The sequence below is a fragment of the Acinetobacter sp. 161(2023) genome, from assembly GCF_037027805.1.
GTDB lineage: Bacteria > Pseudomonadota > Gammaproteobacteria > Pseudomonadales > Moraxellaceae > Acinetobacter.
The window spans coordinates 60,002-75,523 of record NZ_JAZEYD010000010.1; the positions used below are offsets into that span (position 1 = coordinate 60,002).

General features: G+C 37.9%; 11 protein-coding genes and 1 pseudogene. 8 read left to right on the forward strand and 4 right to left on the reverse strand.

Annotated features, from left to right (window positions below; genetic code table 11):
- Positions 1–7 precede the first annotated feature (7 nt).
- Both atzF and WA249_RS11205 read left to right on the forward strand, forming a co-directional pair.
- Positions 8–1,819: an allophanate hydrolase gene (gene atzF / locus WA249_RS11200; protein WP_336168724.1), complete on the forward strand. Its 1,812-nt coding sequence runs from the start codon at positions 8–10 to the stop codon at positions 1,817–1,819.
- Positions 1,816–2,838, forward strand: a complete 1,023-nt coding sequence (locus WA249_RS11205; RefSeq protein ID WP_336168725.1) for an ABC transporter substrate-binding protein — start codon at positions 1,816–1,818, stop codon at positions 2,836–2,838. Before atzF ends, WA249_RS11205 begins: the two co-directional genes overlap by 4 nt.
- 51 nt (positions 2,839–2,889) lie before the next feature.
- Here the strand turns inward: WA249_RS11205 and WA249_RS11210 are convergent, their stop codons facing one another.
- The 4 genes from WA249_RS11210 to WA249_RS11225 form a co-directional block, all read right to left on the reverse strand.
- A complete protein-coding gene (locus WA249_RS11210; protein WP_336168726.1) occupies positions 2,890–3,771 on the reverse strand; it encodes an ABC transporter ATP-binding protein in 882 nt (293 codons plus the stop codon).
- Positions 3,771–4,715 carry an ABC transporter permease gene (locus WA249_RS11215; RefSeq protein ID WP_336168727.1) on the reverse strand — a complete coding sequence of 315 codons (945 nt, stop codon included), beginning with the start codon at positions 4,713–4,715 and terminating at the stop codon, positions 3,771–3,773. Before WA249_RS11215 ends, WA249_RS11210 begins: the two co-directional genes overlap by 1 nt.
- A gap of 102 nt (positions 4,716–4,817) precedes the next feature.
- Entirely contained in the window at positions 4,818–5,219 is a 402-nt protein-coding gene (locus WA249_RS11220; RefSeq protein WP_336168728.1) for a hypothetical protein, read from the reverse strand.
- A complete protein-coding gene (locus WA249_RS11225; RefSeq protein WP_336168729.1) occupies positions 5,212–6,552 on the reverse strand; it encodes an MFS transporter in 1,341 nt (446 codons plus the stop codon). Before WA249_RS11225 ends, WA249_RS11220 begins: the two co-directional genes overlap by 8 nt.
- A gap of 98 nt (positions 6,553–6,650) precedes the next feature.
- Here WA249_RS11225 and WA249_RS11230 point away from each other — a divergent pair, with 98 nt between their 5' ends.
- The 6 genes and pseudogenes from WA249_RS11230 to WA249_RS11255 form a co-directional block, all read left to right on the forward strand.
- Positions 6,651–7,544, forward strand: coding sequence for a LysR family transcriptional regulator (locus tag WA249_RS11230; protein WP_336168730.1), 894 nt, complete (start codon positions 6,651–6,653; stop codon positions 7,542–7,544).
- 101 nt (positions 7,545–7,645) lie between these two features.
- Entirely contained in the window at positions 7,646–10,276 is a 2,631-nt protein-coding gene (locus WA249_RS11235) for a type VI secretion system Vgr family protein (protein WP_336168731.1), read from the forward strand.
- The gene (locus WA249_RS11240) at positions 10,273–11,214 is read left to right on the forward strand and encodes a hypothetical protein (protein ID WP_336168732.1); all 942 of its coding nucleotides are present in this window, start codon (positions 10,273–10,275) and stop codon (positions 11,212–11,214) included. Before WA249_RS11235 ends, WA249_RS11240 begins: the two co-directional genes overlap by 4 nt.
- A gap of 4 nt (positions 11,215–11,218) precedes the next feature.
- Positions 11,219–13,996 (forward strand): T6SS effector BTH_I2691 family protein, encoded by a 2,778-nt coding sequence (locus WA249_RS11245; RefSeq protein ID WP_336168733.1) that lies wholly within the window; start codon positions 11,219–11,221, stop codon positions 13,994–13,996.
- Positions 13,997–14,788, forward strand: a complete 792-nt coding sequence (locus WA249_RS11250; protein WP_336168735.1) for a putative type VI secretion system effector — start codon at positions 13,997–13,999, stop codon at positions 14,786–14,788.
- Positions 14,789–14,790: 2 nt separating this feature from the next.
- Positions 14,791–14,985, forward strand: a pseudogene (locus tag WA249_RS11255) (putative type VI secretion system effector); the annotation flags it as partial.
- Between the last annotated feature and the right edge of the window lie 537 nt (positions 14,986–15,522).

Consider the following 15,522-nt stretch of genomic DNA (forward strand, 5'->3'; position numbering starts at 1 on the left):
GAGTAGCGTGTTGAAAAATTTATGGACAATTCAAGACTGGAAAACAGCATATCAAAACGGGAAAATCCATCTTGAAGATCTGATTACTTATGTTGCAGAAATTAAAAATGATGACCATGCATGGATTGAAATTGCATCGAACGAGCAGATTCAATCGCAAATTGATGTTTTAAAAGACCAGAATATTGCTGACCTACCTCTATACGGTGTGCCGTTTGCAGTCAAAGACAACATTGATGTTGTTGGCTTTCACACCACTGCTGCCTGTAAAGAGATTCAATATTTAGCTAAGAAAGACGCTACCGTAGTTGCCAAGCTGAAAAAAGCTGGGGCGATTGTGGTGGGTAAAACCAACCTCGATCAGTTTGCAACAGGACTGGTTGGTGTTCGTTCTCCCTATGGCGCAGTAAAAAATAGTTTTAACCCTGAATATATTAGCGGCGGTTCAAGCTCTGGTTCTTCCGTAGTGGTTGCCAACGGCATTGTGCCTTTTAGTTTGGGGACAGACACGGCGGGGTCAGGGCGTGTACCTGCGGGCCATAACAATATTGTGGGCCTTAAGCCGACAAAGGGCTGGTTTTCTACCACAGGTTTAATTCCTGCATGTCGGACTATTGATGTCATTTCTATTTTTGCGCTGCATATTGATGACGCTTGGACAGTTGCCAATTTAATGCAGGGCTACGATGAAACAGATGAATATTCACGAGCGCATCCAGCCAATGTACCGACTCAATTTTCTAAACGAAAAATAGCTATTCCAGCTCAGCTTGAGTTTTATGGTGATTTTGAATCTGAAAAAGCCTTTTTAGTTGCAATTGAGCGCGTAAAAAAACTGGGCTATGAAGTTGAGAGTATTGATTTCAGCGCATTCAATGAACTTGCTGCCGCACTGTATAACGATGCTTGGGTAGCGGAAAGAACAGTCGCCGTTGAACGCATGACAACACGTGAAAAGGCTCATCCAGTCATTGCTCAAATTATTGCGCAGGCAGATAAATTAAAAGCAACAGATGCACTTCAAGCCGAATATAACCGTGCCGTTTTGGCTCGAAAAATTAATTTGGCCTTACAACCTTTTGATGCCTTGTTGGTTCCGACAGCGCCAACCATTTATACCATTGCCGAAGTTGAAGCCGACCCGTTGACTAAAAACGCGCACATGGGGGCCTATACCAACTTTGTCAATTTTGCAGATCTTTCTGCACTGGCCTTACCAAATGTACTGCGTGAGGATGGTCTACCGAGCGGGGTCACCTTTATTGCATCAGCTTGGCACGATCAGGCACTGGCAAATTTTGCACAACTCTGGCAAGCCGAAACACTGCTGAGTTTAGGTAAATCAACCCAACATTATCAAAAAAGTATAGACATCCAATCGAGTCATTCAGTGCAGCTTGCCGTTGTGGGAGCGCACTTAACAAGCATGCCGCTTAATTTTCAGCTCACTAGCCGTAATGCCACTTTGCTCAAGAAAACACAGACCGCAGAGACTTATAAACTCTTTGCCTTAAAAAATACCACGCCACCAAAACCGGGGCTGCAATGCGATGCAGCAGGGACATCAATTGAAGTCGAAGTGTGGGATGTTCCTTTAGCAAATTTTGGAGCCATTGTGGCTGAAGTTGCCGCACCACTTGGTATAGGGAACCTGAAACTAAAAGATGGCACATGGGTCAAAGGCTTTATTTGCGAAGCTTATGCCATTCAAAATGCAACCGATATTAGCCATTTTGGAGGCTGGCGAGCTTACATACAGTCACTCAATCAAACCGCTCAAAGTGTTGTTAGTAAAAATGTTGGGGAAGTTTCTATATGATTAAAAAAGCGTTTTTATCCGTATCTATTTTATCGGCAGTTGTATTGGGTGGTTGTGACAATACCGCTAAAGTGCCCGAGGCTAAACAAGATGCTCAGGCAGCCACAAATACAAAACCAATTACCATTGGATATAGTGATTGGCCGGGCTGGGTGGCTTGGCAGGTGGCTATTGAAAAGGGCTGGTTAAAAGAAGCAGGGTTAAATGTAGAATTTAAATGGTTTGATTATTCGGCTTCTCTTTCGGCCTTTTCAGCAAATCAGCTTGATGCTGTGTTGGTCACCAATGGCGATAACTTGGTAACCGCTTCGGGTGGTACTCAAGGCATGATGATCATGGCAACAGATTATTCTGCGGGTAATGATGTCATTATTGCCAAAGAAGGTATTAACACTATTCAAGATTTAAAAGGAAAATCGATTGGTGTCGAAAAAGGCTTGGTTGATCATCTTTTATTAGCAACAGCTTTAACCGACCATAACATTAAAGCGAATGACGTGAAGTTAGTAAATTCAGCGACGAACCAATTACCTCAAGTTTTTAATAGCCCAGATATTTCTGCGATTGCTGTTTGGCAACCTGTTGCAGGTCAGGCATTAAAAGCAGTGGCAGGCTCTAAAATTATCTATACCTCTAAAGACAAGCCGGGTTTAATTTATGACACTTTGACCGTCAACATGAGCCACTTAACTGCTCATCAAGAAGAATGGAAAAAAGTCATTCAGGTATGGGACAAAACAGTTAAATATATTAATGACCCTGCAACCTATGCCGATGCAGTTAAAATCATGGCAAATCGTTCAGGGGTCGACCCAAAACAATATGAGTTGATGGTCAGTGGTACGCATCTATTAGATATCAATGCCAATAAAAAAGTATTTGCTAAATCTCAAGGCTTTGACTCGATTTATGGCTCTACTTATCACGTCAATAAATTTAACGTTGAAAATGGCATTTATAAAACTGAACAAAACGTAGATGGGCTGATTTATCCAACACTCATAGAACAGCTCAAATAAACCTAGTAAACAAAAAAGCCCAAGTTCAACTTGGGCTTTTTAATGTGTTTCTTATTTTTCTGTACTGACCTGAGTCATACGCGGTATTTTGGGTAAGTCTTGTAAAGCTGGGTCAAGCTCATCTTCTTCAGCGTGAACTAAATAATCTACCCGTGAACGAAGTTGTTTAAACTCAGGGGTAGTCATTAAGTCGAGTGAGCGTGGACGGGGTAAATTAACTTCAATAATTTCCTTAATTTCACCGGGGTTGGCTTTGAGTGCCACAATTCGGTCTGCCAGTAAAATGGCTTCATCCATGTCATGGGTCACAAAAATAATGGTGATATCAATGTTTTGCCATAAATCCATTAAGTGCTTTTGCATTTTTTGACGGGTGTGTGGGTCGAGTGCACCAAAAGGTTCATCCATGAGTAAAATTTTAGGTTGATTAACTAAAGCTCTAGCAATCGCAACGCGCTGTTTCATGCCACCAGAAAGTTGGTGTGGATACTGATTTTCATATTTTTCTAAACCAATAATATTGATCCATTCACGTGCTTGCGCTTCGGCTGTCATTTGACTGGCACCGCGCATTTGCGGACCAAACATCACGTTTTCTTTTACAGTTTTCCACGGAAAAAGGGTATAGCCCTGAAACACCATGCCGCGTTCAGGACATGGCCCCGTAATGCATTCGCCGTCTACTAAAACTTCTCCACTATGGTACGGGTCCAAACCTGCAATAACACGGCTTAGAGTCGATTTGCCGCAGCCAGAAGGACCAATCACACAAATAAATTCTCTTTTATGAATTTTTAAATCGAGCTTATTTAAAACAGTGCGTTCGCTTTGACCATACTTAAACACTTGGCTCAGTTGTTTAGCTTCTAAAATAACAAGACGTTCATAAATTTTTTGAAAGTATTCATGCGCGTTAAATGTTGAATCATTCATTATTTTTCTCCCACTTTCCAAGTGAACATCCGCTCACCTAACTTCATTAATACCCAGTCACATACCAGACCAATCACCCCGATAATCAAAATAGCCGCATAGACATTGTCAAAGTTTTGATAGCGTGCCTGTTGGGTAATAAACCACGTAATACCCGAGGTCGTACCGATCAACTCGGAAACAATTAAATAGGTCCAAGCCCAGCCCAGTAACACACGTAAGTCACGGTAAATATCAGGTAAGGCAGCAGGAATCACCACATGAAATAAACTTTTGAGCTTATTGGTGCCAAGCGTATAGCCAGCTTCAATTAAGCTTCGATCTACCATTCGGGTGGTATTGGCAATAATCAGAATTTGCTGAAATAGCGTACCAATCACAATAATGGCAATTTTAGGTGCGTCATTAATCCCTAAAATTGCTACTGCAAGTGCGCCAAAGGCGGGAGCTGGTAAGTAACGGAAAAACTCGACAAAAGGTTCCGTCAATAAGGATATACGCTTAGAAAAACCACACAAAATACCCAGTGGAATCCCAATCAAGGAAGAGATAAAAAAGGCTGAAAAAACCAGTTTGATACTGTGCCATAAACTTTGGTGAAACCACGGTGAATCAGGTTGTTCTGGTGGTGTGGTAAAGGCCGTGACCAAAGCCTTAGCGACCTCATGGGGAGCGGGTAAATAAATCGGATTGACTAAAATACCTTGTGGTGGTGCAGAATTTCGATTGACTGCATTTTGTGCTTCGAGATAGAACACATTTTTATCAATGCGACTTCCTACTTGTAAGTAAGAAACACTTCCCGAACTCGTGATTTGTACTTGAGGATGCCAAACAAAAGGTAAGTAACTGATTGCGCACCAAAGACATATTGGAATAACGAAAGAACAAATACTGAGAATCAGCTTGTTCTTTCGCGTAAATTCCTTTGCAACATAACCCATATCAAGAGCTCCCCATTTTGATCAGTATTACGATTTTCATAAAACGTAATATTATTAAGCAAAATAAGTGCCATCTTTAAGGTGAGTGATATGACTTAGTTTTTAGTTTTGGAGTGGAACTAAAGTTTCATGCAAATAAGTCCAATAACATTTTTCGCCTTCTACTTTAATGCAGGCTGTGGAAGTGCGTACTGTCTCGGTTTCATCAGTTTGCTGATGTTCCTGATATTGCACCCAACAATAATTCTCAAATTCGTATAAAGCTGTGCTCTTAAGAATGGTAATTTTTAAAGAGGGTTTTTTCCCAACATTTTGGTTAAATAAACTATTCACTTCGGCTAAACCAATGCTGTGACCTTGAACCGTTACCATCTTAAAATTTTGATCAAAGCTATCTAAAAGCGGGCTCAGACTTCGCTCTGCATTTTTTCCTGTAAATACATTTTCTATTAAAACATGTAGGTCAATGACACTTTGAATGGCTTGATCCATTTGTTTAGACATGGTTTTTCTCCTTTAAAATGGGAATGAGCGAAAGTAAGCAGAGCAAAGCTGTAATTAAAAAAGTATGTTGATAGCGAAGCAGATCGCTTGAGCCAGACATCAAGTTATATATCGAAATCAGAACAACAGTACCGATACTAAATGAAACTTGTCGATTAATATTCCAGAGCACACTTCCTTGTAATAAATCTTGGCCTGAAAAATCAATCAATGAGCTAATTTGGGCAATATTGGCGCTTAGACCGCCACCCATACCCATTAATAAATAAGCAATCACTAAAAAGCTCAAAGGGCTAGTGTTTGAAATACAAAACAAAAGAAATATGCCAAAGCTATGTAGGGTTATTCCAATAATAAGAAGAGACTTTTTTCCTAACCGTTGATATAGCAGGCCGCCACTAATCATGGCTGCGAGTGCCCCGGTTGCATAGAGCAACATGAATAAACCAGTTTGTTTTGCATTAAAGCCAAAGTTAAGCTGTAAATTAAAAATATTGAGTAAATTAACGCCCGTAAAAATACCTGGAACGGCGTAATAGACAATAAATGCATTACGTAAATTTTTATTTTTTAATAACTGAAGATTAAGAACAGGATGGCAAATTTTTTTCACATGTCGAATGTAAAAAATCAGCATTCCCACCGAAATTAGCAAACTGCTTACAGCCCACGTGAGATTGTGATAATCCCCATAGAATGAAAATGAGAGTAACAAACATAACAGGCTTATATTAAAAATAACCAAGCCTTTTATGTCTGGTTTTTCACTCGACACATTCTCTGTTTTTTTAACCCATAGCCATGCTAAAAATGAAGCAAGTAAAGAAAAAGGAAGATTAGAAAAAAATACCCATCGCCAACTCAATGAATCAATAATCACACCACCAAGGGCGGGTGAAAAAGCTGGAGCTATTAAGGCAATTGCCATAATCATGGTAGAAATGCGTTGGCGTTCTTGATTGGGAAATAAGGCATATACGAGAGCTTGCCCGACTGGAATTAATAAACCTCCAGCGATACCTTGAATAAATCGCCAAAAAATTAAGCTATAAATCGATTCACTAAATCCAATAAAGCAAATACTTATCGAAAATAACAGCATCGAATAACACAATAACTTTTGGTTCCCAAGTTTGGTGGCTAACCATAAACTCATGGGCATAATTAAAATGAGGCCGAGAATATAAGCATTTGTTACCCAAGCGACCATGGATTGGCTAACTGAAAATGATGATGCAATATTAGGCAATGCAATTGCAGACATAAAAATGTTGATGCAATCAATAAAGAACCCAAGTAAAAACACTGTTGCTATTTTATATCGATAAGACATACCTACCTCCGTGCAGGCAGGGTAAGATCCAGCTCTTTTATTGTCGATGCAAGCGAAGTAAAATCATTGTTTAATAATTTCAAACAATTGGCTTAATTGTGCAAAAAAACCTCAAGCAAATTAACAGTTTTTTACAAGTCGTTGACTCTGGTTCTTTTACTAAGGCTGCTGAAATTTTAGGCTTAAGCCGATCAATGGTGAGTATTGATATAAAACAATTAGAAAAGCAGCTCAATACAAGCCTATTAATTCGCAACACCCGTAATATTGCATTAACTGAAATTGGTCAGCATTTTTATGAGGATTTTAAACAAATCCAACTTCAGATTGATGAGGCATTTGAACGAAGCCAACACTTAGGTACAAGCATTACAGGCACTTTACGGTTTTCGTCTACCAATGAATTTGGCCAACGTTTCATTTTGCCTTTACTTCCTGAGTTTTGTCGGCTTTACCCACATTTACGTTTACAGTATTCGTTTAATTCATCTCTCGATGATTTAGTGACTGAAAAATTAGATCTGGTTATTCGACTAGGGAATTTAAAAAACTCATCTCTAAAAACTCGAAAAATCGGGGAATATCCAATTTACATTGTTGCTACACCGCAGTTTATAAAAGACCATCCTATAGAAAATATATCTGATTTAGCGGATGTTCCTTGGATTGGTCATACCTTATTAAATTGGCAAGATTCACAATATATTTTGCAAAATAGTTTAGGGGAGCAATATTCATTACCTTTTATTCGAAGTCAGTATGAATCAAATTCGGTAACAGCAATTCATCAAATGGCTCTTTCATCTTTAGGTGTTGCGATTTGTCCTGCATGGTTAGTTGATGAAGATATTCAACAAAATCGGCTAATTCGGTTATTTCCTGATTTTTCGTTACCGTTACAAAGTATTCAATTACTTTATCCTAATACCTCTAATTTACCGGCTAAAACAAGGGCATTTATAGATTTTCTAGTGGATCGTTTTACCCATTGATAAAATAAAAAAATGTAAATGAGGTGATTTAAAGCTATGTGAATAGACAATTCTGTCTATTTTTTATAAAATATCGATGATTATGACTCAGTTTTATAATAATGATGTCCCATAAAATATTTCAAATTTTAGATAGTTTAGGTTTGGTCGCACAGAATCGTGTACTTCATGTGCAATTTTCCAACTCATCATTAAACAATCAAGTCTTCTTGCAACGTATTGAGGGCGAACATACCCTTAATCAGGGTAGCGTTGCTGAGTTACTGTGTCTGTCGACGAGCGCGCATATTGCATTAAAACAATTTATTGGCTGTCAGGTTGCCGTCGATCAGGTGACGGATGCAGGCCAATTTTTTAGAACGACAGGCATTATTACCAAAGCGAGCCAAGGGCAAAGCGACGGCTCACTCACCATTTATAATTTAACTTTAAAAGACCCAACCGCACTCTGGCATAAACGCCGTAATAGCCGCGTGTTTATGAATAAAAGCGTGCGGGATATTAGCGAAATTTTGTTTAAAGAATGGCAGGGCAAAAGCCCACTGTTTGCTTCAAGCTTAACGCTCGACACATCTGGCTTAACGAAAGACTACGATGTGCGTCCATTTGTGATGCAGTCAAATGAAAGCGATTATGACTTTTTAACCCGTTTGTGGCGTAGTGAAGGTATTAACTGGTTAGTCGATGAATCTCAGCTTTTAGTCACTGACCCGAATGCTTCCATTCAGCCACAAGTGCTACGTTTAATTGATGAAAATCAGAATTATAAAGCCCTTGAACGCCGTAACTTACGCTACCAACGCAGCAGTGCGACAGAACAGTTCGATACCATTACTCAAGTTAAAGCTGAGCGCAGCTTACAGCCGACTTCGGTACATGTGCAACGCTGGCAAGCCGATGCTCTACAGCAAGAAGAAGGCAGTGGCAGCGTACAAGGCACCCAAAAGCACAGCGAACACTATGACAATGCTAGTCTAAACCTTGAAGATGCATGGCACGTCAGCCCCGCGTGGATGCAAGACCTAAAAGGCGAAGACCAAGCTACGGCTTCAGGCAACAGTCAAATTGAACAGCTTAACCAACACATTAACGCTTACCATCACCTGAGTTCTAAACAGTTTACCGTTTCAGGCAATGTCCGTGATTCACAAGTGGGTTACTGGTTTGAACTCAATGACCATCCAGAACTTGACCAGCATGACAGTGCCGACAAAGAATTCTTAATCTTAACCAAGCACTACTATAACCAGAATAATTTACCGAAAGAATTACAACAGCAGCTTGAGCGTCTGTTACCAAAAGACAAACTCAAGGCAGCCGAGCTAGATACACAAAACCCAGAGCAGCGCCACTTTGCTGAGCTGAATGTCGTTCGACGCAATGTTAAAGCTGTGCCTGAATATAACCCGCTAGAGCACCGACCAGCAGCTTACCCGCAGCGCGCTAAAGTCGTGGGGCTAGAAGGGGAAAGCATTCATGTTGACCAGTGGGGACGTATTAAAGTCCGCTTCCTGTTTACCCGAGCCGACGACCATAGCCATGACGGTGGAGCAGGGAGTAACGACAATGACACCGACTCCGCTTGGGTGGATGTGCTGACCCCGTGGGCGGGTGCAGGTTATGGAGCACGCTTCTTACCTCGTGTGGGCGAGATCGTGGTCATCGATTTCTTTGACGGCAACATTGACCGCCCGTTTGTGGTGGGCCGTATTCATGAGGCTGAACGTCACCCAACGCAATTCGACCAGAAAGGCCAACTACCAGACACCAAAAAGCTGAGCGGCATTCGCTCCGAAGAAGTCGACGGTAAAGGTTTTAACCAACTCCGTTTTGATGACACGACAGGGCAAATCAGTGCCCAACTACAAAGTAGTCATGCAGCTAGCCAACTAAACCTCGGTAACTTAAGCCATCCAAAAGACAAGGCGGAAAGCGACGGTCGTGGTGAAGGCTTTGAACTCAGAACTGACCAGTGGGGCGCAGTTCGAGCTGGCAGTGGCTTACTCATTAGTACCCATAAACAAGACCAAGCTCAAGGCGTACATCTAGAGGCAGCTGAGCCCAAACAACAAATCGAAGGTGGGCTTAGCAATGCCAAAGCACTCAGTGAAGTTGCCAAAAATCAGAAAACTGACCCATTGGATATGCTTGAGAATATCCAGTCATTTATTGAACTTCTCAAACATGAAGATCCTAAAAAAGCTGCTGAGTTCCAATCAGCAGTGATGGTGTTGGCATCTCCAAAAAGTATTGCTGTAAGTAGTAATGAAGATATCTATCTCAGTGCAAATGGTCAGCTCACTCAAAGTGCTGGTGACAGTATTAATCTCAGTACACAAAAAAGTATAGTGAGCCATGCGAGTCAAAAAGTTAGTCTATTTGCCGCTCAACAAGGAGCACGGCTCTATGCGGGCAAAGGGAAAGTTGAAGTCCAGGCCCAAGGTGATGCTTTAGATGTGATTGCTCGAAAAGGTGTGCAAATTACTTCAACTGAAGATACAGTTTTTATTACTAGCCCAACTGAAATTAATTTGACTGCAAACGGATCTCAAGTAAAGCTGAATGGTTCAGGTATTTTCCCTGTTACGGGTGGTAAGCTTGAGGTGAAAGCAGGGCAGCATTTATTTATGGGGGGCTCATCAATAAATCCACCTGCATTAGATTTACCAGACTGTTCTGCTAAACAGACTCAAGCTGCTCAAAATGGTTCGGCTAAGGTAGATTTATCATGAGTTTACCTGTTTTTAATACAATCCAATATGATGATTATTCGAAAGATATTACTTCTAAAATTGAAGAACAGTGCATCCAAATTCTGAATGAATATGGTCAGATCATTTTTTTATTAGATACGACATTGAATGATTCTATTTTTAACGAGGTAATAGATAATTTATCAAACAAAAATATTGCATATATCCCTTTAGCGTATAAAAAAGAAATTGCAAAATCAAACCTCTTTTTTATTTGTATTGATGATAAAAAAATATTTGAGCAGGTCAAAGAGGATTTATTGCAAAATCTATCGAGAAATAAAAATATTACCAATGATTGTTATTTTGTTCATGGGTTTGGCGTGGCGAAGACACGTTCACTTGAGGAATTACGAGATCAGATAAAAACTAAATTAGTAATTGCTGATCAAGGTAAAAAAATTCTTTTCCGTTGGTACGATCCTAGAGTCATGATCTACTTAGATAAGATTTTTAAAACTGAATATGTAGGTAGCTTATTAGATGGCTTTAAAGAATGGCATTTTTTGCATCCAAAAGGTCTATTTAGCTTTAAGTCTTACGATGAGTCGCGATCAATCTTGAATCTAACAAAAGTTAACCTTGAGCAATCTATAGATTTAGATTTAATTGAAATTGCTAATAATGTATTTCAACAATTAAATGAATTTGAACAAGTTGATCTAATAAAAATTCATCCAGTTGAAATCCATCAAAATCTTAAAGAGGCTTACCATGATTATGGTATTCAAAAACATTTAGATTTAGTCACATATGGTCTGTACAGCCAAATTATACATAAAAATTTTATACAGCATCCTACGGTAACCAATGTGCTCTACGACCATTGTGTAATGAATAAAATGTCTTTTACGGACGCTATGGATTATGTAACGAAAGACTTATATGAACAGATAGCTAAAGAATTGAATGGATAAAAAGATGTCAGAAAATCAAAAAATGATATTGGGCAAGTCAAAATCAAATAATTCATTTAATGAAATGATTGCTCAGCAAAAACAGAAGCAGAGTAAAATTCCTGTTATGGGAAAAACCGCACCAGTGGGTGATATGCGTAACCCAACAGTTGCTAAAAATATTAATAAGAAGATTGAAGAAAGTGAAATTGCAAAGTCAGCAAAACAGTCAACTGCTGCAAACATGCAAAATAGTAGTGCGGGGCAGTCACAGAAAGAATGTTCAAATTTTTGCCGCAAAAAAGGCTTTAATATTTTACCTTTACGATACACCATTGTTAAAGATAATCCACCTGCTTTACCTGCAACCTTAGGTAAAAATGTCAAAGATATTCAGTTAAGCCATCTCAAATATGCAGTTGAGATGATTAATACTGGTTATATCTATCGCTTAGTAAAAAGAACATCTGGAGCTTTGGAGTGGGCTGGGTATAAAGTTACTCCAAATGGACATTTGTCTTATTTTTCTGTGGGTAAAGAAGCTCCTAAAAGTGTTCCAGAGTTCGCATGTAAAGGAGCAGGTCATAGTTTTAATTCATCTGTGATAGCTGTAGAAAGTAATCCTAAAGATGAGGCGAAGATTGCATATATTATTCATACGCATGTGCCTATGAGTAAAGCCAAAATATCCGAGTATGAAAAAAATGCTGATAAGTTTGTAACAGAAGGAAAATGGCAGAAAATTTTAATCAATGGTGGAAGTGCACAAGAACATTGTATTGCTGCAAGCCAATTTAAAACTACGGTTTATAATCTAAAGAGTTTTGGTGAAAACCGTATCGATGCGACATTAAATAAATTCAAAGATGAGCCTAAATCGCTTGCCTGTATGGCTTTATATGATCCTGTAGGAATTACAAGAAAATTAAATACATTGCGTAATTCAGAATTTAAAAAAGTAATGGATTTTTTAGCAAAAAAAGAAGGGGATTTTACAAACGAGCATCGTTTACATAGTTCTCAATGTATTGATAGTATTAAAATTTGTTTAGAAAATAGATTGTTAAATGAACGTGGCCAATTGAGCATTCAGGTAACCAAAAGTCAAGTATTAATGGGTTTGTGGGATGAATTACCAAAAAACTTATCAGATGCTGATGATATTAATTATGAGTTAGAAAAAATATATAAAAGAAAGTCAAAAGAAGAACAAGAAAGGCTATTAAAGAAAGCTCAAGAGAAGCAAACGGCAAATAAAGGTATTTATACTGAAGATATGGGGAAATTAAGTAGGAGGGACGGAGAACAGATTTGGATTCAAAAATATAAGCCAAATTTAGATATGGTGGCTAAATCAAATTTTGATAAAAAAATTAATGTATTAATTCAAGAATGTTTAGCTGGAGCAAGAGCCATAGGAGATGATCATATTAAATGGTTATTGTCTAAAGCTGTAATAAATGCCCTTCATGCTTATGATGATCAAGTGCAAGTTCCATATGGAAATATTTTTTATGTTCATGCCATGGATATGATTAATGGTATGAGTGGGGTGCCAAGTGGACAGGCATTGCTTGAAACTTGGTTAGGGGTGGAAAAAATTGCCAAAGAAAATATTTATATGAGGGCAATTTGTTATAACCAAGAAAGTTTAAAAAATAAATATAATGCAGCCGCACCAAGTATTATCGATATCTCTTGGGATGATGGACAAAATGCAGCTAAAACTGCGATTGCAGCATTTGTTGCTGCGGATAAAGCTTGGCAAGAATGGGCGGCAGATAAAACCAATAACGGTTATATGTTACATGGGCAAAAATTTAGCTTATTAAAAACGTTTTACTGGATGTCTGAACTGACCCAAAGTGCAGTGAAGTGGAGCATGAAATATACACCAGGCTCAGAATTTGCAAAAAAATTAGGACGTTTAACATTTTATACATTTGCCCATAGTGGGGCATTGGTTGAGCATGTTGCAAAGAACTCTCTGTATTATCTTATCCCAGTTCAAACTTTAACGGGTAGGGTTAAGCTGACACCTGAAATGGTGCAGAACAACTGGAAAAAGTATTCTTCATCCGCAACCAACCCAAGTAAAGCAGCCAAACAAATTGATCGGATAATTGCAAATAGTTCACCAAGTGCAGGTCTGCGTGTATCTGGTGTGGTAGCTATTTTTGAACTGATTAATTTTGGAACACAAATTTCCAAGTTTAATATCGATCCATCAGTAGATAATACTTTGTCATTTATGTCAGGCATGATGGCAACAACAGCTGCTATTTTAGAAGTGGGTAGTAGCTCAATGGAGAAGTTTTCATTTGCAGAACGTGCTGCCTATATTGCTAGGACTGGCGCATATTTCGCGATTGCAGGTGCAACAATTTCATTGATTATTGATTTAAAGAATTTGGGTAAGTCTATTCAAGAAGGTAATTATTATTCTATAGCGTTAGGACTTGGTAAGTCTGTAGTTTCATTTTTAACTCTTGCTGTAGGTGTGAGTGTTCTTCTAAATCTACCACTCATGAAAAATACGTCGTTATATTATAATGTTGAACGTTATGCACTTGGACGAGCGATTTTGGGTATACGGGCTGTCCAAGCTGGAGCAATGCTAAGTCTAGCTGGGATTGCACTTGTTGCTTTGGAAATTTATTTAAAAAATTATGTTTTGGACAATTCAATGCAAGACTGGTGTCAAAAATGTGCATTCAAGTTAAAAGCGGAAAATGGTGAAGATGCTTTTAAAGATGTTAAAGAAGAAGAAAAAGAGTTTAATAATGCAGTAGTGAGTGTCTAAATGGAAAATTTAAAATTAAACCTTAAGCTAGTTAAAGGTCCAATACATTCTTTAGAAAAAGCAAAGTCTAAAATTCCAGTAAATCAGAATATTGGTGGAATTGCGGCTGGGACCGCTTTTGCTGGTGTACTTGCTGAGAGTAGTTCGTTGCTTACCAGCGCACCTATATTAGTAATGGCCGCTAAGGCTAAAGATGGTATAACTTTTATTGGCGAAATAGAAAGGTATCCATTAGTAGGACAATTTACGACAGCACGTTTTGAAGAAAATGATGAGTTGATTGCAGTAATTAGTGATAAACCTGTAGATGGACGTCACCAGGTCTATGCAATTGTCGACCCTAAATTAGGCTTATTGTATATGATTTATGAGATGGGTCGTTCAATAAAAATGGGTTATAAAGCTATTTTTATGCAGACTTATTATTTTACATTGTTGTCATGGGGTTTTCTCTTAATTTTTATTTTATTTTATTTTATTTTTAATTTTTCCTATTCTGTGAATACCATTTTATATTTTCTAGAGGTTGTGGGCATTTCTTTATTTGTTACTGTAGCAATTTCTGGTTTTGTTAATTATTTTGGTTATAGGAAGTCGTATGAAAATTTTGGAGCATTATCAGAGCAAATATTTGAAAAGCTAGGATTTGAATATCCCAAAGAACAGGATTTCTATAATGATTTTTTAACTGATGACGGTGTCCAGATTAGTGTAATGAAGTATCGGAAAAATTTAAAAGGTAATGATCCTTACCCTCAAGATTATTTTAGTAAGAATACAATAAGCGAATAGTAGTGGTAGTTAAATTAAACCTTAAATTGGTTCAGGGCCCAATCCACTCTCTACATAAATCCAAATCTAAAATACCTGTAAATCAGAATCTGGGCGGCATCGCAGCAGGGACTGCGTTTGCAGGTGTACTTGCTGAGAGTAGTTCATTGCTTATCAATGATTCCACTTTATCAATGTCGTTTAAAATTAAAGATGGCAGAGCTCTTTATTTCTAAGGTTCATGATTTGTTATTTGGGGTAGGGTGTATTTTGAAGGAAATTAAGCGTCTTAGCGTTAAAAAAACGATACTCAAATTAGTTCTTATAAATATAGATTAAACTTATAAATGAAATTTTAGGCTATGAAAATATAGAAAAACTATAGTGGTTAGCTAGAATTCATTTTCTATCTTAATTTTGATACCAGAATTGAAAAAATGTATAGGAAGATTCTTTTATAAGATACCACCTTATGGTAGTTAGTAAGTTATTTAAAATAAATAGACAGATTAGTCTTGACAAATTTATTGGTTTTTTGTAGGAAGGTTTTTCTGTAAGTTTAGATGGGTTGTTACTAACCAAATAGAATTAACTCCAATGTCACATAAGATTAAATATTCTTAAGAAATTGTTTCATAAGTTATGAAAAGGTAATATTTAAGATAAATTTATTTTTATATTTATTTTAGTAAAAAATAATATAAATCAGCAACTTGCTTTTATTTACAAAAAATAACAATATTATTTTTTTGTTA

Bases quoted from the DNA above. Each gene is read 5' to 3' on its own strand.
- WA249_RS11220 (WP_336168728.1), bottom strand. From the start codon at position 5,219: ATGTCTAAACAAATGGATCAAGCCATTCAAAGTGTCATTGACCTACAT.
- WA249_RS11205 (WP_336168725.1), top strand. From the start codon at position 1,816: ATGATTAAAAAAGCGTTTTTATCCGTATCTATTTTATCGGCAGTTGTA.
- WA249_RS11245 (WP_336168733.1), top strand. From the start codon at position 11,219: ATGTCAGAAAATCAAAAAATGATATTGGGCAAGTCAAAATCAAATAAT.
- WA249_RS11250 (WP_336168735.1), top strand. From the start codon at position 13,997: ATGGAAAATTTAAAATTAAACCTTAAGCTAGTTAAAGGTCCAATACAT.
- WA249_RS11235 (WP_336168731.1), top strand. From the start codon at position 7,646: ATGATGTCCCATAAAATATTTCAAATTTTAGATAGTTTAGGTTTGGTC.
- WA249_RS11225 (WP_336168729.1), bottom strand. From the start codon at position 6,552: ATGTCTTATCGATATAAAATAGCAACAGTGTTTTTACTTGGGTTCTTT.
- WA249_RS11210 (WP_336168726.1), bottom strand. From the start codon at position 3,771: ATGAATGATTCAACATTTAACGCGCATGAATACTTTCAAAAAATTTAT.
- WA249_RS11240 (WP_336168732.1), top strand. From the start codon at position 10,273: ATGAGTTTACCTGTTTTTAATACAATCCAATATGATGATTATTCGAAA.
- WA249_RS11215 (WP_336168727.1), bottom strand. From the start codon at position 4,715: ATGGGTTATGTTGCAAAGGAATTTACGCGAAAGAACAAGCTGATTCTC.